The organism is Citrobacter sp. Cpo069 (assembly GCF_030332785.1).
GTDB classification, from domain to species: domain Bacteria; phylum Pseudomonadota; class Gammaproteobacteria; order Enterobacterales; family Enterobacteriaceae; genus Citrobacter; species Citrobacter portucalensis.
This window is the reverse complement of sequence record NZ_JAOWHD010000063.1, coordinates 107,883-129,400: the sequence shown is the minus strand read 5'-3', so window position 1 is coordinate 129,400 and position 21,518 is coordinate 107,883. Positions and strand designations below refer to the sequence as shown.

General features: G+C 52.3%; 11 protein-coding genes. 5 read left to right on the top strand and 6 right to left on the bottom strand.

Going from position 1 to position 21,518, the window contains the following annotated elements:
* The first annotated feature begins 2 nt into the window (after positions 1-2).
* Together nfsB and OGY08_RS23235 are read left to right on the top strand one after the other, a co-directional pair.
* Positions 3-656: an oxygen-insensitive NAD(P)H nitroreductase gene (gene nfsB / locus OGY08_RS23240; protein WP_003831162.1), complete on the top strand. Its 654-nt coding sequence runs from the start codon at positions 3-5 to the stop codon at positions 654-656.
* Positions 657-721: 65 nt separating this feature from the next.
* Positions 722-1,966: a mechanosensitive ion channel family protein gene (locus tag OGY08_RS23235; RefSeq protein ID WP_057066482.1), complete on the top strand. Its 1,245-nt coding sequence runs from the start codon at positions 722-724 to the stop codon at positions 1,964-1,966.
* Between the two features lie 3 nt (positions 1,967-1,969).
* On the opposite strand, the gene OGY08_RS23230 is transcribed toward OGY08_RS23235, so the two are convergent.
* From OGY08_RS23230 to OGY08_RS23205, 6 genes are all read right to left on the bottom strand, one after another.
* Positions 1,970-2,950, bottom strand: a complete 981-nt coding sequence (locus tag OGY08_RS23230) for a LacI family DNA-binding transcriptional regulator (RefSeq protein ID WP_003831159.1) — start codon at positions 2,948-2,950, stop codon at positions 1,970-1,972.
* A 77-nt stretch (positions 2,951-3,027) separates the two neighbouring features.
* Positions 3,028-4,179: a Gfo/Idh/MocA family protein gene (locus tag OGY08_RS23225; RefSeq protein WP_111465954.1), complete on the bottom strand. Its 1,152-nt coding sequence runs from the start codon at positions 4,177-4,179 to the stop codon at positions 3,028-3,030.
* Positions 4,176-5,204, bottom strand: coding sequence for a sugar phosphate isomerase/epimerase family protein (locus OGY08_RS23220; protein ID WP_125362478.1), 1,029 nt, complete (start codon positions 5,202-5,204; stop codon positions 4,176-4,178). Before OGY08_RS23220 ends, OGY08_RS23225 begins: the two co-directional genes overlap by 4 nt.
* Positions 5,205-5,219: 15 nt before the next feature.
* Positions 5,220-6,461 (bottom strand): MFS transporter, encoded by a 1,242-nt coding sequence (locus tag OGY08_RS23215; protein ID WP_032942623.1) that lies wholly within the window; start codon positions 6,459-6,461, stop codon positions 5,220-5,222.
* 180 nt (positions 6,462-6,641) lie between these two features.
* Positions 6,642-8,036, bottom strand: a complete 1,395-nt coding sequence (pheP, locus tag OGY08_RS23210) for a phenylalanine transporter (RefSeq protein WP_125362477.1) — start codon at positions 8,034-8,036, stop codon at positions 6,642-6,644.
* A gap of 146 nt (positions 8,037-8,182) precedes the next feature.
* Positions 8,183-9,268, bottom strand: coding sequence for a YncE family protein (locus OGY08_RS23205; RefSeq protein ID WP_020996557.1), 1,086 nt, complete (start codon positions 9,266-9,268; stop codon positions 8,183-8,185).
* A gap of 299 nt (positions 9,269-9,567) precedes the next feature.
* Between OGY08_RS23205 and OGY08_RS23200 the strand changes: the two genes are divergently transcribed.
* The 3 genes from OGY08_RS23200 to OGY08_RS23190 all read left to right on the top strand — a co-directional run bounded on the left by OGY08_RS23200 (position 9,568) and on the right by OGY08_RS23190 (position 21,481).
* Positions 9,568-10,743, top strand: a complete 1,176-nt coding sequence (locus OGY08_RS23200; RefSeq protein WP_032942620.1) for a coiled-coil domain-containing protein — start codon at positions 9,568-9,570, stop codon at positions 10,741-10,743.
* A gap of 617 nt (positions 10,744-11,360) precedes the next feature.
* Entirely contained in the window at positions 11,361-11,939 is a 579-nt protein-coding gene (locus tag OGY08_RS23195) for a LuxR C-terminal-related transcriptional regulator (protein WP_286566687.1), read from the top strand.
* Positions 11,940-12,136: 197 nt separating this feature from the next.
* Positions 12,137-21,481: an autotransporter outer membrane beta-barrel domain-containing protein gene (locus OGY08_RS23190; protein WP_219013520.1), complete on the top strand. Its 9,345-nt coding sequence runs from the start codon at positions 12,137-12,139 to the stop codon at positions 21,479-21,481.
* Positions 21,482-21,518: the final 37 nt, after the last annotated feature.

Sequence of the window (21,518 nt, the reverse complement as noted above, 5' to 3'; positions counted from 1 at the left end):
TTATGGATATTGTTTCTGTCGCCTTAAAACGTTACTCCACTAAGGCATTCGATCCGAATAAAAAACTGACCGCTGAGCAGGCCGAAAAATTAAAAACGCTGCTGCAGTTTAGCCCGTCCAGCACCAACTCTCAGCCATGGCACTTTATCGTCGCCAGCACTGACGAAGGTAAGGCGCGTGTGGCTAAATCCGCAGCCGGCGGCTTTGTATTCAACGAACGTAAAATGCTGGATGCTTCCCACGTCGTGGTGTTCTGCGCCAAAACGGCGATGGACGATGCGTGGCTGGAACGCGTGGTGGATCAAGAAGAAAGCGATGGTCGTTTCGCCACGCCTGAAGCGAAAGCTGCAAACCACAAAGGCCGCACCTTCTTTGCCGACATGCATCGCAAAGAACTGAAAGATGACAACCACTGGATGGCAAAACAGGTGTACCTGAACGTCGGTAACTTCCTGCTGGGCGTTGCGGCGATGGGCCTGGATGCTGTGCCTATCGAAGGCTTTGATTCAGCGGTCATGGATGCAGAATTTGGCCTGAAAGAAAAAGGTTTCACCAGCGTAGTGGTGGTTCCTGTGGGTCATCACAGCGTAGAAGATTTCAACGCCGCGCTGCCGAAATCTCGTCTGCCGCTGGAAACGACGCTGACGGAAGTCTAATCCTCCGCATTTGCATAAGCTCCGCACAGCGGTCATCATAGACCGCTGTTTATTAAGGAGACATTATGCAGGAATTGATATCTCAGGTAGAAGAACTCGGCATTGAAATAAATCACACCACCTCATTGGTGATGATTTTTGGCATTATTTTTATCACCGCCATTATTGTTCACGTTATTTTGCACTGGGTGGTATTACGCGCATTTGAAAAGCGTGCCAGCGCCAGCTCCCGCCTGTGGCTACAAATCATCACGCAGAACAAGTTATTTCACCGGCTGGCATTCACCCTGCAGGGTATCATTGTCAATATACAGGCCGCACTCTGGCTACAGAAAGGCAGCGAAGCAGCAGAAATATTAGTGACCTGCGCTCAGTTGTGGATCATGATGTACGCCCTGCTGTCCCTGTTTTCCCTGCTGGACGTTATTCTCAATCTGTCGCAAAAACTCCCTGCCGCATCGCAATTACCGCTAAAAGGCATATTCCAGGGCATCAAACTCATCAGCGCAATTCTCGTCGGAATATTGATGATTTCCCTGCTGATTGGTCAGTCACCGGCAATACTGATAAGCGGTCTGGGCGCCATGGCCGCCGTGTTAATGCTGGTGTTTAAAGACCCTATTCTCGGTCTGGTTGCCGGAATACAACTTTCAGCCAACGATATGTTGAAGTTGGGTGACTGGCTGGAAATGCCGAAATATGGTGCAGATGGCGCGGTTATCGATATTGGCTTAACCACCGTGAAAGTGCGCAACTGGGATAACACCATCACCACTATCCCCACCTGGTCCCTGGTATCAGACTCTTTTAAAAACTGGAGTGGAATGTCAGCTTCCGGTGGTCGGCGAATTAAACGCAGCATCAGCATTGATGCCACAAGTATCCATTTTCTTGATGAGGATGAGCGTCAGCGGTTGCATAAAGCCCACCTGCTGAAACCGTATTTAACCGCACGTCACCAGGAAATAGACGAGTGGAATCAGCAGTTAGATGCGCCTGAATCGGTGTTGAATCACCGCCGGATGACCAATATTGGCACCTTCCGCGCTTATCTGAACGAGTATTTGCGTCATCATCCGCGTATTCGCAAAGATATGACGTTAATGGTGCGCCAGCTTGCGCCGGACGATCATGGTTTACCGATCGAAATTTATGCCTTTACCAATACGGTGGTCTGGCTGGAATATGAAAGTATTCAGGCTGATATCTTCGACCATATATTTGCCGTAGTCGAAGAGTTTGGCTTGCGCATTCATCAGTCGCCTACCGGAAACGATATTCGTGCGCTGTCTGGCGCGTTTCAGCGATAAAGCTCAGGTACTGGCGCGTGAAATATAGCGCCAGTCCATCATCACCCTTTCCGTCTGCGCGTCAGGATTTTCTATTTTATTCAGCAATAATCCTACCGCTTTGCGGCCTATATCCCGTGAGGGCTGCTCAATGGTCGAAAGCTGTGGAGAAACCATTTCTGCCAGTTCCGTACCGTCGAAACCAACAACGGCGATATCCTGCGGGATCTGTAATCCGGCATCGAAAATAGCGCGCATCGCACCAGCGGCTAGCGTGTCCGATACGGCAAACACCGCGTCGGGTTTCACCTCTGCGGCAAGTAGTGTTTTCATCGCCGCAATTCCTGCACTGGAACTTAATTCACTGGCATATTCCACAGCCTGATATTCAAGCGACAGCGCATGCAGCGCCGCTTTATAGCCGCGTTCGCGCAAACGAGCATATTTATAACTCAGGTCATGATTGATTAAGGCAATTCGTCGGTAGCCCTTATCCACCAGGTGAGATATGACCGACTGCGCAGCGTCAACATCGTTAATCCCCACGCAGGAAACCGCGCCTTTGTCAGCATATTCCGCGCACTGAACCCAGGGCGCGTCGCCAATCAGCGTAGTCAGTTCCGGTAATTTGGAGAATGCATCCATGGTGATAATGCCATCGACGATTTTCCCCGACAGGAGCTTCAACGCCGATTTTGATCGGGCTGTATCCGAGCCGGAATTACACAGCAAAATGCGATAGCCATTCTTCTCCGCCTCCTCTTCAATGCCTTTAACAACTTCTGCACAAAAAGGATTGGCGATGTTGGAAACCATCACCAGAATCATCGAACTACGTGCCGTACGCAGCTGACGCGCCAGCAGGTTGGGCTGATAATTGCTTTCTTTAATAGCCTGTAGCACGCGCTCACGATTTTTGGCTTTGACGGTATCACTGTGATTCAGCACACGCGATACCGTCGCCACCGACACACCGGCAAGCTGGGCGATTTTTTGAATAGACATAACGACGACACATCCTGCGGTTTACGCTTTGCGTTGAGGCTACCATAAAATCGCCGACTGGCGAACCGGATGCGTGTTTAGCGCTGTACTGATATCCAACGCTGCTGCTGATGGCTTTTTATAATTGCATCAATAATATACATCACATCCGCACCGTCAGAAAAAGACGCAAATCGACGCTCCGCCGTCGCGGGCATTTTGCCTGCCAACACCGCCTGATAAAACTGCTGCATCATATTCTTGAACGCATCCGGCCAGCCCTCAATATGCCCACCCGGAAAGTGCGCACTGGCAGCAACATCAGCATTCATCAATCCAGGGTCGTCCGTCAGGATCTGGTTCGCCTGCTGACGGTGCCCGACCCAAAGCTGTTGCGGCGTTTCCTGATCCCAGTGCAGTGAACAGTGGCTACCGTTAATTTCAAAGCTCAGGTGATTCTTGCGCCCGGCACTCACCTGCGAAACGCTAAAGCAGCCTTTGCTGCCATCATCAAAACGTACCAGCACCGACCCACGATCTTCCGTCGTAACCGCTTTATCCTCAAATTGCACATCAGCCGTTTGCTGGCCAAACGTAGCGTTACTGGCAATGCTGGCTTTACGTACCGGCCAGACGATAGCCAAATCGGCCATCACCTCGACAATACGTTTTCCAGTCACGAATTGCACCGTATCGCACCAGTGCGAACCGATATCCGCTACCGCCCGTGAATCGCCGCCCTGTGCGGCATCGACCCGCCAGTTGTAGTCAGTCTCCAGCAGCATCCAGTCCTGCAGATAGCTCCCCTGTACGGCAAACAGACTACCCACGCTGCCGCTTCTGACCATACTGGCCGCCTGCTGCACCATTGCAAACTGGCGATAGACAAAGCTCACGCCGTGCACCACTCCAGCCTGCTGCGCCAGCGTTTCCAGTTCACGAGCCTCATCCGGCGTCATACACAGCGGCTTTTCTGAAAACACGTGCATACCCGCGCGTAAAATCTGCCGATTGATATCGGCATGCAGATGATTCGGCGTACAGTTATGCACTACCTGTAGTCCGGGATGCGCCAGCAGCGCTTCAACGCTACCGTACGCATGAGGAATATGAAGAGCATCTGCGCGTTCCTGGGCAACCGCCAGCGAGCTATCACAGAGCGCCACCACGTTCACACCGCCGAGTCGACGCAACGCCTCAATATGTGCAGGCCCAATAAATCCGCTGCCAATAATGCCAACCTGTATCATTTGCGTACCTCATCGCCAGCGGCGAAATCATCAAATGCACGTGCAGAAACCGGAATAACATGGCGGCGTATAAAATCACTCCCCTCACGCGCCCCGGTTTGCGCGTCTTTCAGGCAACACTCCCATTCCAGCACCGCCCAGCCAGGGAAATCATATTGTGTGAGCTTGCTGAAGATCGTTTTGAAATCGACCTGCCCGTCCCCCAAAGAACGGAAGCGCCCGGCGCGATCGAGCCACGGCTGATAACCGCCATAGACACCGCTGCGGCTACTGGCATGGTACTCAGCGTCCTTGACGTGGAACGCTTTAATACGCGAGTGATAGACATCGATAAACCCAAGATAATCCATCTGTTGCAATAACAGATGGCTCGGGTCATAGAGAATGTTGCAGCGAGGATGATTATCAACCAGCGCAAGAAAACGCTCGAACGTCACGCCATCGTGCAGATCTTCGCCGGGATGGATCTCAAAGCAAACATCCACCCCATGGTGATCAAAGCGATCGAGTATCGGTCTCCAGCGGCGCGCCAGCTCCAGAAAAGCCTCTTCAAAGCGCTGACGATTATGCGGTGGCCACGGATAAAAGAAAGGCCAGGCGAGCGAACCTGAAAACGTGGCATGTGCCGTCAGCCCCAGTCTTTGCGAAGCCGCAGCGGCCTGGTGTAAGGTTTCGATGGCCCACGTCTGTCTGGCCTGCGGATCAGCGCGTACAGACGGCGGAGCAAATCCGTCAAAAGCGTCATCGTAAGCCGGATGGACGGCAACCAGTTGACCTTCAAGATGGGTAGATAATTCGCTAATCACTAACCCATATCCGGCCAGCATCCCGCGAATATCATCACAATAGGCCTGACTTACAGCAGCTTGTTCGACATCAAAAAGCGACTTGTGATTACACGGGATTTGTAATGCCTTATAGCCCAGCTCCGCCGCCCATTTTGCCACGCCTTCCAGAGTGTTAAATGGCGGGCGATCCCCAATAAATTGCGCCAGAAAAATGCCAGGCCCCTTGATGGTTTTCATAACCCCTCCTGAAAATTACGCCTGCTCTTTGTCGTCATACTTGAAAGAGAAAAGGAAAATCAGGGCAATCACTGCGGCAGCGACTGCCGGGATCCACCAGAATGTGGTCCACGCCTGAGGCACGGTTTGCCCCGCCACCAGCCGGTTGTAAAGTGCGCCTGAAATTTGCGAGCCCAGCAGCATACCGATCCCATAGGTAAACATGACGATCATGCTTTGCGCCTGACCTTTTACTTTTTCCCCGGCGATACGATCGGTGTAAATAAAGCCGACCACGAAGAAGAAGTCGTAGCACACGCCGTGCAGCAGAATGCCGAGATACAGCAGGAATCGCCCCTCTTCGCTGATGCCGAGGGCAAAAAATGCGTAGCGCACGAACCAGGCGCACATCCCGATTAACAGCATGTATTTCACGCCCAAACGTCTGAACAGGAACGGGATCACCAGCATGAAGAATATTTCAGACATCTGACCAAACGACATCGCCGTACTGACGTCGCCGACGCCCGCATCAGCAAGAAACGACGCGGTATACGCGTAATAGGTTCCCAACGGTACAGAGATAAGCGTCGCGCAGAGCGAGAAGACAAAAAAGTGACGGACCTTGAGTAAGGCAAAAGCATCCGCACAAAACAGATCACGAACTTTCACCGGCAGTCCTTTCGCCGGTGCAGGCGTGTTGGGCAGCGTCAGGCTGTAGAGCGCCAGAATCACAGAGATAATCGCCGCCAGCGTAAAGATGCCGGTGGTGTCCGAAATTCCGGTTACACCGATAAAGATCCCCGCGACAATCCAGCCAATGGTGCCAAACACCCGCACCACCGGGAAGGTTTTGTCCTTATCCGACAGGCTATGAAAAGCAATATTGTTGGTAAGCGCCAGCGTTGGCATGTAGCACAACGTGTAGCCAAACAGCAGACCAATCAACAGTGCACCGTTTTGCGCCACCAATGCCTGCGGAACAAACCACAGGATTGCCGCGCCAGCAAGGTGCATCACCGCCATCACCTTTTGCGAGGCAAAAAAGCGGTCTACCAGCATCCCTAAGACGAATGGCGACAGAATAGAGGCAATGGGCCCGGCTGAGAACGCATCGCCAATCAACAGCGACATGTTGTGCTGGCTCATCACCAGCCCCAGCGTGACGGACCAACTTCCCCAGATAAAGAACTGTAAGAACATCATTAGCGACAGCCGGGGGACCAGCAGCCGGTACTGTACGCTCTGTTTTCCACTACTTTCGGTTGTTGACACCATTTTTTGCCCCACCCTTAAAAAGTAATCGATTACAAATTAGATTCAATAGAAAAGTAATCGATTACAAAATAAAGATCCTGTCAGCAGCAGCAAAATTGCGAGAACGGTCACGATAAACGTTGAGTGAGGATCCGATCCCACCCTGACGATGGGATCGGTAATAACAAGATCGGTAGAAACTTAGCGGGACTTACGACGCAGCAGTTTGAAGGCAACAAACAGGAACAGGATCCACACTGGCAGCAGGATAGCTGACAGGCGCATCTCATCCATCGTACACATCAGCACCAGAATCATGCCAAGGAAAGCAATACACAGGTAGTTCCCTGCCGGATACAGCAGCGCTTTAAACTGCGTGTCACGTCCCTTACGACGCATCGCCGCCCGGAATCGCAGATGTGCCAGGCAGATCATAATCCAGTTCAGCAGCAGCGTCGCCACCACCAGCGCCATCAGCAGGCTAAAGGCCTTTTGCGGCAGCACATAGTTGATGAGTACCACCAGCGACGTAATAGCACCGGAAAGGATCAGTGAGTTCACCGGTACGCCGCGACGGCTGACGCGGGTTAAGAACTTCGGCGCGTTACCCTGAACCGAAAGACCAAACAGCATGCGGCTGTTAGAGTAGACGCCACTGTTATACACCGACAGCGAAGCCACCAGGATGACAAAGTTCAGTGCAGAAGCCACTACGTTGCTGTCGAGATTATGGAAAATCATCACAAACGGGCTGCTATTGGATTTCACTTCCACCCACGGGTACAGCGCCAACAGCACCACCAGAGAACCGATATAAAACAGCAGAATACGGTACACCACCTGGTTTACCGCCTTTGGAATGCTTTTCTGCGGATCCTGCGCTTCCGCGGCAGTAATCCCGATAAGCTCCAGCCCACCAAAGGAGAACATAATCACTGCCAGCGACAGAATTAATCCGTTCCAGCCGGTAGCAAAAAAGCCGTTGTAACGCCACAGGTTATCGATGCTTGCATGTTCCCCGCCGTTACCGGAAAACAGCATCCACACGCCAAAACCAATCATGCCGATAATGGCCAGTACTTTAATCAGCGCAAACCAGAATTCCGTTTCGCCATACAGACGTACGTTGACCAGATTGACGGCGTTGATGATCACGAAGAATGCCGCGGCCCAAATCCAGGTTGGAACATCGGGCAACCAGAACTGCATGTAGATCCCTGCAGCTGTCAGTTCTGCCATGCCGACCAGCACAAACATCACCCAGTAGTTCCAGCCGGACAGAAAACCCGCGAACGGTCCCCAGTATTTATAGGCAAAATGGGCAAACGATCCGGAAACGGGTTCTTCGACCACCATTTCGCCCAGTTGACGCATAATCAAAAAAGCGATGATCCCGGCAACGCCGTAACCCAGTAACACCGCAGGTCCCGCCATCTGAATAGCCGGGCCAATGCCCAAAAACAGGCCGGTACCAATTGCGCCGCCCAGCGCAATTAACTGAATATGGCGGTTTTGCAACCCTCGTTGAAGCGTCGGCTCGTTCGTCGACGCGGCATCAGACACGCTGGTGTCAGATGCAGTTGACGCGTTTTTCACGCCCTTCCCCTGTGTGGTTTTTATTGAAGGGGCTTCTTTTAACATTTCAACCTGGTTGTCGCAAGGCGCAATCGATTGGATACGCCGGGCTTCCTTGCCCAACGCACCGAGGCTCGGGAGAAAAACAATAGAAAGAAGGCGAGTTGTTATTGTTTATTCAGGTCAATACGTACCACGTTATCTGGCGCAGATGTAGAGTGGTCTTTATTAAATTTCTGTTTCACGGTGACAAACAGGGTTTGCCCATCCGCCGAGAGCAGCAAGCTGTTAGGGTTTGGTGGTAAATCCCAGCTTTTCTTCACGCTGTAATCGGTCGCATTCAGGCTGAGCAATTTCCCTGAATCACGCTGGGTAATATAGATTTCGTTGCGTTTTGCGTTAAATTTCACCGCCAGCGAATCACCCACATCCAATTTTTTCAGCAGCTTACCAGTATGGATATCCAGCACCAGGGTAGTCTTCGCTTTCGAGTTGTCGGTGACAAACAGGCGACCCGTTTGTGCGTCCTCCGCCATATTCAGCAACAGCGCAGGTTGTTCCCCCAGCGGTTGCCAGCGTTTTTCTACGCGCTGATTACGCGGGTTGATAACAAGAATTTCACCGCCGCCGTTAGCTGCATAAATTCGCTGCGTCACTTCTGAATAATGCAGTCCGGTCATCCATTTACCCGTATTTTTAATGCGGGTTTTTAGCTTCAGGGTTTCAGCGTCAACCACCCAAATCACCGCCGGATCCGCCACGGCACCAATATAGAGCAAACCGTTATGCAGCAGCACCTGGCGCGCACCATACGGGAAACCTTCTGGGTTACGTTCCGGGAACAGTACGCGATTTTTCACTTTGCCGTCAGCGGTATTCAGCGCGCTCAGGCCACCATCCAGTGAGTTGGTGACATACACTGTTTTACCGTCCGGCGAGATAGCCATACCAAAGTTTTTCATATCGGTATGACTCAAGCCGAGCGTTTTAAGCGTTTTTGGATCCAGCTTGTAAACCACGCCGCCCTGCACATCTTTAAATCCTTCGGCGCTGGCAACGTACAACGCATCCCCTGCCGGGCTAAGCGCCATTTCATATAACCCATCCGCCAGCGCGCGTTGTTGCACATCACTGACGGCAGGTTGCGCTGTTTTTTCCGTAACGCTGGCGTTGCTGGCTGGCGTGGTATGCGCCGCACAACCGCTTAACGCCGCAGCAATCAGCAATGCCAGCGCGGATGTTGTTTTTTTCATTGTCGGGATCCTTACCAGAAGTAATACAGGGAGTTAATAACAAAAGGGAATGAGAACTATACGCATTATCTTTACTGAATCAAGAATAATTACCCGAGAGTAAAAAACATGAAACAGAGGTTTGAAGATGCAGACAGGTGCGCGCGACTTCCGGTTTTTCATAATTACAGTGAATTATTCTGGACGAAAAGGCATCGCAGGCCACAGAATGCGCTTTACTGTTTTTCTAACATTTTCAAACGGGTGAACCTGTTGTACTTCAGCCACTCGTTTTTTAGCCAGGCCAGGCAACGACTGTCATGAATAAGATCATCAAACGACTGGAAATCGTCAAAAGCGCTATTGAACTGGAAGATGAGGAGATTATTTTCCAGCAGGTGGCGCATCTTAAAAATGAGCCTTTGTCAGTCGTACCAGGCACCATTGTGCAGGCGATCGAAGAACGACGCTTTGGTGATGCCCTGCGTGAAATCTCGGCCTGGCTGCAATCTCAACGGGCAGTCTCTACGTGGCAGGATCCCGCCATTGCCGCCAGTAAGCTGGAACTCAAAGCACTCGAAACACAGCTGCGTGACCTGATAGATAAGCGCAACACGCGCATTCAAATCCTCGATGATTTCAACGATCTGTATCACCTTCGTCTTGGACCGCTGATGAGCCGCATTCTCGAACTGCGTAAACAGCTCGCCGCCAGTGCCCAGCGCAAACAGGAAGCGGAGCGAAAACGCCGGGAAAAAGACTATCAATCCTGTCAGCACTATATTTCCCAGGCTGTTGATCAACTGGCCAGGCTCAAGCAGCACTGGATGAACCAGAATTCAGATTCGCGCGAATCGGTGGAAACACGCCAACGTATTCAGCAGCAAACTGAACTGATTACCGCCCTGCTGGCGGAGATTCGTGAGCTGGAAAACGACTTTTCTCGCCAGGACGACAGCGCAACCCGTCAGGCACAGGAAGAGGCCAGCCATGAATATGATGAATATCAGGAGCAGCAGCAGGATGCGCAGCATCGTTTTAGCCGTGACCAGCGGCTTTCCTCTGATGAACGTAATGAGTTAAAACGCCTGTGGCGTCAGGCAAGCCGTCTTTGCCATCCGGACGTGGTAGCCGATGATCTGAAAGAGAAAGCGCATCAGATGATGGTGCAGCTTAACCAGGCGCGCCAAAATGCCGATCTTGCCGCCGTCCGGGCGCTACTGACTCAATTGCAAAGCGGCCTCGAACCGATGATGGCGAGTGACCGATTGAACGATTTGCAGCATTTACGCAGCAAAATACAGCAGCTCAGAGAACAAATTAACGCGCTGCTCAAAGAGATTACCGAACTGGAAGCCGAAAACGCCTGGCGGCTTGCCACCTCCGTGACTGATAAAGAAGCCTACTTCTCCGATCAACAACGGGCGCTTACGGAAATCCGCAATACGCTGGAACAGCAGGTGCATCAGGTTGAACAGGAACTGTTGGCGGGCTAAGCCCTATCAGCAATAGCAATCAGAAAAAATAACCTCTTCAAGTGAGTTTTTAAAATTAAGCACAAAAAGCCAAAAATAGGATAATTCCCTAAAAAATTCACAACACTAAGAATTATCAACCTGAATACTCGAGTTTCAGGTCGATAACTGCAAATTTAGCGATATTTCTCTCTTCCCCTCGACGCCCCTTCTCTTTGTCCTGGTCTTGATTAAGAATTCTCCTACCAACCAGTAAGCCCATTAAGAAAAACGGGTATCCATCTGAAATATAATGTTTTTCATATAAATCCCCTCCAAAACAGATAGGAATACCCTGTCTTTATAGAAACCACTCAATCATTATTCATGCGATTCATAAGCGAAATCTATCAATCATTTACGCAGAGCTGAAATAAACGATTTATCTTAAATTTTAACAAAGTGTAATATCTACTTTAAGAATAGTTAATGATTCTAATAAATACAGAGAATATCTGTTTAATCTGGAATTAATAAGGATGCGTTCACAGCACAGAACGTAATACGAGATTTAATTAACATTTCACGCGTCGCAAGAAACTCTTTTTTAACCTACAAAAAGAGGCGGCTGCTTGCACCAAAATTTCAAGGAGATCGTTATGTCAAAGGCTATTTTTTTGGGTGACTCAATTTACCCTTGGCTAGGCATGCGAGAAATCCTACGTGGCTCATCATTATATATTGATATCGCGTATTACTCCTCCCAGACGCTCTCTGCTGTCAAAATGCTTCCTTATGAAACGGATTGCATCATCATTAATCCTGACAAATCAGATTTTTTAAAATATGCCAGGATTATCCGCAACATGGCTTTACGACCTGTCACCAAAATTATTGTTTTGGCAGATGAAGCTACTTTTACTCTTTTTCAAACCGTTTGTGGGAAGAACATGCTGTTTCTTGATCAAGATGCCAGTCTTGATCGGCTACACCATGCCGTTACACGTATCACAAAAAACAATAACCAACAAAATATCAAAGCATTACACAACAAGATCATAGCAAACGAATTCAACGTAATGATGATGCTTGCCCGAGGATGGTCACTGACACAAATCGCCGGGGCATCACAAAAAAGTGAAAAAACCATCGGGGCGTACAAAAGCAATATTGCCAGAAAACTCGGCAAAAATAACACCCGGCTCAAGTACACCATTTCTCACTATAGCCAGCCGTAACTGACTTATTTAAGGACAATTATCACGGTTATTATTTAAAAAAAGTTTTCTTTCGACTCGCTTTTTAATTCCGCATCGCACGGAAGGAAACCCTATTCCCAAAAATCGATTACCGGGTAGCACATCCGCGTGCCAACCATAGCCAACAACTCAATGTATTAACACATGCATAACAGGAATGTAGACGAGGGTTATATATGAACAAAGTTTACAGCATTATTTGGAACGCGGCGCTCGGTATCTGGGTGGTCGTTTCTGAATTAACCAAAGGAAAGAAAAAAAGCAGCTCGCGTAAAACGGTTGCGGTATTAGCAGCGGGTGCATTAAGCGCTGCTTCAATGCAGGTTTCCGCTGATCCGATTATCGATATCGGTGATCACAATATTTTCACCGACTACCAGGCAGGTATTTCCGTTGGGGATTATGCGGGTATCCACGACTACGGATTCTTATATAAAGATATCACTGCTGGTCAGGCGCTCAATATCAGCGGCGCGATCCCAACGATCAGTCCGGGTCAAAGTGGCGTTGTTGAATCAACGACCATCAGAGAGCTGCTGCAAACCGGCAAAATCACTCTTAAGGCCACCAGCCCTGACCAGAGCGTAAAAACGATTACTAATGCTGAAGAGCTGGCGGAATACCTGACGTACAACCGGTCGTCGACGCCTTCACAGAGCACAGAATTCTCTATTAACGACCCGGCATTTCCTGGTGAGCCAGCATCAATTAAAGTCTTTGATACCCAGGAGTTAAGTAGTTTTCTTACCGAATCACAGATCGGCGATTCGGTATTAAACACCTTCGATCCAACGTTGTCTAAAATCTATAAACAATTTGGCATCGCGCTGGCGACAAATGGCTCCATAGCCAATCTGGATATTGGCAACGATACGCTCAATGTCCGCGACAAAGCCAATACTATCGAGTTGCTGGCTAAAGACTCCTCCTTGCTGGAGGCTCAGGACGCAGGTAGCCAGGTTAACTGGCAATCCGATAACTATATAAAATTTAACGCCGCCCCAGTTATCCCTGAAAAAACGTTCGCCGGTTCAGCGCAAACCTCCGTGTTTGGCGATGATGTAACACTCATGTCCTACGGCTATGATGCAGACGGTAAAGTAGTCGAAACGGGTACGCGCACATTTAACATTACCAGCACGCAGGAGCTGGCCGATTTTAACGACTGGCTGTTGGGTAAAAGTAGCGACGCAGCAGAAAACCCTGAAGGGCAAAAGGTCAGCCAACTGCAGTTGTGGCTGGATGTTGAAAACGGTGATATCACAACCGTCACCGCCGCGCAGACAAAATACGCGGAGCTGATTGATAGCTTGATCAACTCCAGCAAGTCTTCAGACGTGCTTACCTGGGATTACGACGTCTGGACCGACGGCTTGTCGCATAGCAATAACGCGACCGCTGGCCGCGGTGAGCTGCATGCTATTTACGCCAACGGTGCAGGCACCTCCGGCACCCTGAACAAAGATGCGATTATTGCCGTTGACGGCAGTATTAACGGTGTCATGAAATCCCTTAATGGCGGGGTTATCACTAACCTTGGCGAGCTGAACGCATTACGCACGTCTACCGGGCAGAGTCTGGCGATTGGCATGCTGGCAAAAGACGCAACGGCAACCAACAACGGGATCATCAACTCCGGGCTGTTTATCGACAAAGACGGCAATCAAAACGTCAACAGCTATGGCGCATTTGGCATGCAGGGGCAAGGCGCCAGCCAGATAGCAAACAACGGCACCATTAACCAGGCGATCACCACCGATAACTTTGGTACCGCGTCGGCAGCAGATCCCTGGAGTAAGGATGAGCCAGATTCTTCGCTGACGCTGGCTATTGGCATGCAACTGTCTGACGAATCGCAAGGCGTCAACAACGGCGATATCAACGTCGTGGACGGGCGCAAAAACGGTGCATCCTTTGCCAAAGGCACCGCTTATGGCGTAGAAGTTGCCGGGAATGCCACTTTCACTAACGCTCAGGATGCCTCAATTTATCTTGGTCGCGACGCAAGCGATCCGTCTAAAGATGTCACGATGGCTGGCGGCTCTAGTCTGAGCGCCGGGATCATGACCAAGAGTGCCAAAGAGGTGATTAACAACGGTCTGATCACGCTGGGAACCGGCATACGCAACGCCGCGGGGATTCTGGTCGGAAATGCCACGGGCAACGTTCTCAATACCGGCAATATCGTGATCAATGGAGGTTCTGACGGGGGCAGCAGTAAAAACTACGGCATCTCCGTACGCGACAGCGGCGCGGAAAATAATCAGGAAATCCGCAACGACGGCAAGATTAACGTAAATGGCACCAACAACGTGGGGATCCACGTTAGCGCCAATAACAAAAATGCCGAAGTCACCACCAGCGCTGCGGGCTCTATCGTGGTGGACGGAGAAGGCGGCGTCGGTAACCGTAACTACGCTATTTGGGCTGAAGGTGGCAGCAGCGGCCAGGCAGTGGTCAACGTTTACTCCAACATTACGCTGGATAAAGCCGGTAACATCGGTGTGCACGTACGTGATAACGCCATCGCTAACGTTGACAGTCTTAGTAGCCCGACATTCAACAACACCGATCAGATTGGTTATTACCTGTTTGGTAAAGGCGCTACCGCCAACATTGGTCAGGCGGTGATGAATGACAATGGTCAGGATCGCACCACCATTTTCCGTATCGCCAATGGCGCATTGCTGGCCGGTAACACGACTAACCCGAAAGATCAGTCCAGTTCCAACCTTGATCTTACCCTCAACGGTAAGAATTCCGTGGGCGTTCTCGCCACCGGCGCTGGCAGTAGCGTAGATACTGGTGAAGCAACGTTTGCCGTTAAGGGCAGCGACTCAGCGGCACTGGTAATCGAAGGCGGCGCGAAAGGGACCATCAGTGATAAAACCACCATCAATTTAACCGGCGAAAGAACCATTGCCGGGGTTGTGGATGGTCAGGCTCACCAGTTGAATGGTCGCACGCAGGGTGATCCTACTAGCACCACCCTCACCTCGAACGCGAAGATTACCTCTGAAGCTAGCGGCAATGAGGTTATCGCCTATGTGGCGAGGAATCAGGGCAACCTGATCCTGGATACCAACTCGATTATTGATCTGGCCAGCGTCGACAGCATCGGTGTTGATGTTCAACAAGGCGGGAGCTTAACCAATAACTCTTCCAGCGCTCTGCATGTCAGCAACGGCATCGGTGTTAGAGCTTCAGGTGCCAGCGCACAGATCAATACACTGGGCAAAGTTCAGGTTGATAATGGTACTGCCGGGGTTCTGCTCACCCAAGGAGCCAGCCTGCTAATTAACGGTATTTCTGGCGACAGTATTACTACCGATGGCACCGCTGACGGTATTCGTCTGGCCGAAGGCGCTGGCGCTCTGTCCGCGCAAAATGTGGAGATCAGTGCAAAGGGTGACGGTGCTGGCATTCAAAACGATGCTAACAATAACAATATCCTGTTACGAAACGTCACCATAAACTCCAACGATGGCGCAGGCATCCGCACCAGCGTGGCGTTGACCATGACCGATAAAGACAGCGCTGGAAATATCCTCAACGTCAACGGGAAAGGTACCGGCTTCGCTTTTGAACAACGCGATGGCGGCTCGGTGACGGGCGATCTGACCATCGGCAAAGGCTACACCATTGAGGTGCTGAACAGCGAAGGCAGCGGGATTCGCGCTAATACCGACGGTAATGTCACCACCAATGCCGACATTAACGTGCATAACGACGCAGGCGGTTCGGCGATCATCGCGAAAAACGTCAGCGCCTTGACCAACAGCGGCAAGATTATCTCTGCCAGCACCACCTCACCGGTAATTGACGCCAGCGGCGACAGCAGTAAAACCATTACCAACACGGGAACCCTGCAGGCCATCAACGACACGGCCGTGGCCATTCAGTCCGGCAAAGGCAATGACACCATTGATATCAGCGGCGGTGTAACCAGCGGCGTAATCAATACCGGCGAAGGTGCGGACATCTTTAACTGGCGTAGTGGCTCCTATGCGGGTGAAGTGAATTTCGCCGGTACTGGCGGTAACAATAAAGCCAACATCGGCAATGTGACGCTGGATAAAACACGCCACATCACTACTGAAGCTGGTAGCGGCAACGCCCTCACCTTCACCGATACAAAAGGTGCGAAGATTGGTACGCTGGCGAGCGACAATCTGACCACTGGCACCAACATCGGCACCGGCTGGGATTCGCTGACCATCAGCGGCTCAAACGCGGATGTCCGCGTCGTAGAAAACCTGACACTGGCAAGCAAAACCATTGCCGTAAACAATGGCGCAACCCTGAGCACCGGCGACCACGTCGAGCCGACCAGTACTGCAGCAAGCATTGGCGATTACAATGTTACGACCCAGGGCACAGGCAGCCGGGTTATCTTCGATACCCAGGGTGATGCTTCAGCGGCGCAAATTTATCGCGGTATCATCAGCGGTGACGGGAAGTTCGAACGTGCGGCGGGCGGTACCACGATCTTCACCGCTAACAATACCTACACCGGCTCTACCACTATCGCTCAAACCGGTACGCTGCAGTTGGGTGACGGCGGAAATACAGGCGAAGTCAGCGCCGTGTCAGACATTATCGACAACGGCATATTGGCGATTAATCGCGCCAACACCGTGCTGCTCAACGGCGTGATCTCCGGTATTGGCGCGCTACAGCAAATCGGCGGCGGCATTACCCGTCTGAACGGCAACAACACCTATACCGGCGACACCACCGTTACCAACGGCACGCTGCTGGTGAATGGCGATCAAAGCGCGGCGCGCGGTGCCACCACCGTTAGCGGCACGTCCACACTTGGCGGTAATGGCACTATCGGCGGCAACGTGCTGATGAACGATGCCACGACCCTCAGTGCCGGTGACGGTGGTGCGGGTACGTTATCCATTAACGGTAATCTGCAGCTTGGTAGCAAAACGACTTCCGCTTTCGAACTGGGTCAGGCCTATACGCCAGGCGGCGCGCTAAACGATCTGATTAACGTCGCGGGCGATCTGCAACTGGACGGGACTCTGGATGTCACCACTTCACAGGGCGGTAACTTCGGACCGGGCGTGTACCGTATCTATAACTACGGCGGCACGCTGGATAACCAGACGCTGGAATTAGGCGCAATACCGGACAGTCAGGATAAGAGCAATATTTTTGTCCAGACCTCCATCGACAAACAGGTCAACCTGGTGAACGCCAACGGCGTTACCCTGCAGTTCTGGGACGGCGCAACCGTCAATCAGAGCCACGGCGCGTCGGGCATTGAAGGCGACAGCAAAATTGACGGTGGCGATGGCAAATGGATGGCAATCGGCAGCCAGGGTGATAACAACTGGACCACCGCAACCGGTGAAGGTAACGCCCCTTGGGCACAGAAGTCCTTCGCCGTCTTCACCACCAAAGGCGGTACAGTTACCGTGGACAACGCCGCGGGAGAAGTTAACTTCTCCGGGGCACAGTTTGATGCCGATGGCTATGTCGTTAAAGGCGATGCGCTTAACGCGTATGCCACCACGGAAAACGCGACCCACGCAGGCCAGACGCCGGGAACTGGCGAACTGCTGCTGCGCGTTGGCGCCGGTGGCGCGGGGCAAAACTATACCGCGACCATTGAGTCTGTTATCCGCGAAGCCAGTACTGCTGATAAGCTGACGCTGGTGAAAACCGACCTTGGCCGTCTGATTCTCAGCGGTGACAACGAGTATCGCGGCGGCACGCGCATTGATGGCGGCACGTTGCAGATCTCCTCCGACAGCAATCTCGGCCAGAGCGGAACTGACCTGGCAATCAATAACGGTTCAACGCTGCAACTGGGCGCGGACCTGACCAGCAATCGCACCATCGAGCTGGGAGCGAATGAGAACGCAGCGGTGTTCGATCTCAATTCGCACCACTTCACGCCAACCGGTGAGATTACTGGCGACGGTAAACTGAAAGTCACCAGCAGCTCTAGCGATGCGAGCAGCACCTTGTCGCTCGACCGCGCAAACAGCTACAAAGGCGACACAGAAATTGCTGGTACCGGAAACGCCAACAATGTGACGGTCAACGTCAGCAAAACCGGAGCCTTTGGCAGTAACGAAAGCAGCACCGTGAACGTCAATAAGGGCGCGACGCTCAATGTCAGCGGGACAGATACCAGCCTGAAATCCCTGACTATGAACATCGCCGACAGCCTGTTAACGCTGGCAGATAACGTCACCGCAGCGAGCGCAATGCTGAACCTGACGGGCACGGCGAAAGCGGTGTTAACCAACAACGCCACCGCGGGCAACGCGACGGTTAACGTGTCAAAAGACAGTACTCTGGCGCTGGAAGAAGACGCCAGCGGCGGTAATGCCACCGTGAACAACAGCGGACTGATGACCTTCGCTGACCAGGCGATGGCAGAAAATACCGTCGTTAAAAACCTGGCGGGCGGTAAGGTCGATATCAGCGCAGTCGACAGCGCAACATCGATCGGCTCCTTGTCCGGTGCGGGTAATGTCGAACTGGGCAATAAAGAGCTGTCGCTGGGTAATCTGCATCTTGATGACACCATCAGCGGCATTATCAGCGGCAACGACGGCAGCCTGGTGAAAATCGGTGAAGGTACGTTAACGCTGACCGGCGACAATACTTACACCGGCACCACGGACGTCAATGAAGGCGTGCTGCTGGTCAACGGTAATCAGTCTGCGGCTACCGGCCAGGTGACAGTGAAATCCGGGGCAACGCTCGGCGGTAACGGGATTATTGGCGGCGCGGTTGATGTGCTGGACGACGCTCATATTACCGCAGGTGCGGCCATCAACAGCGTGGGTAAACTGACTACCGGTTCGCTGACGCTCAGTGATAACGCACAGCTGGATTATCAGTTTGGTCAGGCTTACACCCCGGGCGGTGCTTTCAACGACTTGATTGATGTAAATGGCGATCTGACGCTCGACGGTAAGCTCAACATTGAAACCTCACCGGGCGGCAGCTTTGATGTCGGCGTCTATCGCGTCATCAACTACACCGGCACATTGACCAACAATGTGATGGATATTGCTAACGCGCCGGAAGCGGCTGACAGCCTGTACGTGCAGACATCGGTGAAAAATCAGGTCAACCTGGTCAACCACGCAGGACTAACGCTGCGCTTCTGGGACGGCACCGGCGGTGAGAATGGCGAGCTGAAAAACAACGGCGTCATCAACGGCGGCGACGGTATCTGGCAATCCAGCCAGGGTAACGACAACTGGACTACCGATGAATCAACGCCGGAAGGCGCGCTGAACGCACCGTTTACCGATGCCGCGTTTGCCGTCTTCCAGGGTGAAGCAGGCAACGTGACCGTCGATAACAGCAAAGGCGACGTCATCATCAGCGGCGCGCAGTTCGCCACCGATGGTTATCGCGTGGGCGGCGAAGCCATTACCACCGATACGGCCAACACCCTGATTCGCGTTGGCGATGGCACAGTAGACGGCGCCAACTACACCGCGACTATCGACAGCGTGATCCGCGGTACCGGCGGCCTGAATAAAGGCGATCTCGGTACCCTCATCCTCACGGGCGACAACACCTACAGCGGCGGAACGACCATCACCTCCGGGACGCTGCAGGTAGCGGGCGATACCAACCTGGGTGCGGCAGATACGGGAATTACCTTTAATGGCGGTACGCTGAAGTATGGCGAAGCGTTTGATACTGCCCGTCAGGTGACGCTGGAATCCGGCGGCGGGACATTCGACACCAACGGGCATGACGTTTCTCTGCTGACTGAAGTCGAAGGTAACGGTCAACTGACCAAAACCGGTAAAGGCTCCCTCACCCTGACGCTGGATAACACCTACACCGGTGGCACCACCATCGAACAAGGCGTTTTACAGCTGGGTAACGGCGGTGATATCGGCAGCATTCAGGGGGATGTCGTTGATAACGGCGTACTCAACGTCAATCGTGGCGATACCCTGGCGCTGACCGGCAATATCAGTGGTAAAGGCCAGTTGCATCAGACCGGTAGCGGCATTACCGAGCTGCAAGGCGAAAACAGCTACAGCGGCGCGACGTTGATCGCCAACGGCGTGTTGCAAGCGGGTAATGCCAACACCCTGAGTAGCGCATCGCACCACTATGTGGTCGCAGACACCACGTTGAACACTCAGGGTTACAACCAAACGGTAGCGGGCCTGAGCAACGGTGGCGATGTCTCGCTCATCGGTCAGCAGACTGGCACAACCTTAACCGTCAAAGGGGATTACACCGGCGAAAAAGGGACTATCAACATGGCGGCTATCCAGAATGGTAGCGGCTCAGGCATTGCCGACCGTCTGATTATCGATGGCGGTAAAGCCAGCGGTAGCACGCTGCTGGATGTCGATGGTTCTGGTCTCGGCGCGCCGACCATTGGGGATGGTATCGAAGTGGTGACAGCGCTCAATGGCGCAACCACCACCGCACAAACGTCGCGGGATGCCTTCCATCTTGCCGCCGATCGTATGGCTGCAGGTGCGTTTGAGTATCAACTGCATGCGGGTAATGCTCAAGGTCAGGGTGAAAACTGGTATCTGAGAAGTGAATACCGTCCAGAAACCATGCTGTATTCTGGCCTCGCCAGCGTCGTACGTCAGGGTGATCTTAGCCTGTTGGGTAACATGCACCAACGTATGGGTGACGAGGTTAAACCGGGCATTGATGAAGACAATCGCGCGTGGGCAAGAATGATTGGCTACTCCGGTAAAACCAAACTGGATGACGCGGCCGGTACACAAACCAGCTCCCATACCATGGGCATTCAGGTCGGCGTTGATATGTATGCTAACGAAAGCTGGAAAGCCGGGATGTATACCAGCATCCTTGATATCGACAGCAACGTGAAAGGCACGAAGACAGGCAGCGATGGCAAAGGCGGTAACATCGACGACAACGCATTTTACGTCGGCGGCTATGCTACCTGGTTCTCGGGTGACGGTATGTATGTTGATAACGTCCTGCAGTACGGTAACCATAAATCCCGCCTGGAGGCGACCGGTAACAACGGCTCGTATACGGTCAGAGGCAACACGCTGACGGCGTCGACAGAGGTAGGTAAATCGTTCCGTTTAGGTGCCAGCGCATGGAGTCTGGAACCTCAGGCTCAGTTGATCTACCAGTACAGCGACTTTGATAACAGCACGCTGGATGGTGTGACCCCAACGAAAGTGAAAATGGATACTGCGGATTCCTTTACCGCGCGTCTGGGCGTGCGTCTGGTCGCTGACTATGACACCAGCCATGGCAAATTCCAGCCGTATGGCAGGGTAAACGTCTGGCAGGGTCTGGGTTCAAAAGACAAAACGCACTTTACCAATGCGGTAGCCACCACCACGCTGGAATCTTCACAGCAGTACTCCAGCACTGAAGTTGCAGCCGGCCTGTCATGGTCCATCGACAGAAACCTGCAGGTCTACGGTGAGCTGGGTACGCAATTCAGCAACGGCGGCAGTAAATCGCAGGTAGAAGCGCCGGTCAATGCCTCTATCGGCTTTAAGAAATCGTTCTAAGCTGACATAAACTCACCAGCCCCCTGTTCTGCAGGGG

Bases quoted from the DNA above. Each gene is read 5' to 3' on its own strand.
- nfsB (WP_003831162.1), top strand. From the start codon at position 3: ATGGATATTGTTTCTGTCGCCTTAAAACGTTACTCCACTAAGGCATTC.
- OGY08_RS23235 (WP_057066482.1), top strand. From the start codon at position 722: ATGCAGGAATTGATATCTCAGGTAGAAGAACTCGGCATTGAAATAAAT.
- OGY08_RS23230 (WP_003831159.1), bottom strand. From the start codon at position 2,950: ATGTCTATTCAAAAAATCGCCCAGCTTGCCGGTGTGTCGGTGGCGACG.
- OGY08_RS23225 (WP_111465954.1), bottom strand. From the start codon at position 4,179: ATGATACAGGTTGGCATTATTGGCAGCGGATTTATTGGGCCTGCACAT.
- OGY08_RS23220 (WP_125362478.1), bottom strand. From the start codon at position 5,204: ATGAAAACCATCAAGGGGCCTGGCATTTTTCTGGCGCAATTTATTGGG.
- OGY08_RS23215 (WP_032942623.1), bottom strand. From the start codon at position 6,461: ATGGTGTCAACAACCGAAAGTAGTGGAAAACAGAGCGTACAGTACCGG.
- OGY08_RS23205 (WP_020996557.1), bottom strand. From the start codon at position 9,268: ATGAAAAAAACAACATCCGCGCTGGCATTGCTGATTGCTGCGGCGTTA.
- OGY08_RS23200 (WP_032942620.1), top strand. From the start codon at position 9,568: ATGAATAAGATCATCAAACGACTGGAAATCGTCAAAAGCGCTATTGAA.
- OGY08_RS23195 (WP_286566687.1), top strand. From the start codon at position 11,361: ATGTCAAAGGCTATTTTTTTGGGTGACTCAATTTACCCTTGGCTAGGC.
- OGY08_RS23190 (WP_219013520.1), top strand. From the start codon at position 12,137: ATGAACAAAGTTTACAGCATTATTTGGAACGCGGCGCTCGGTATCTGG.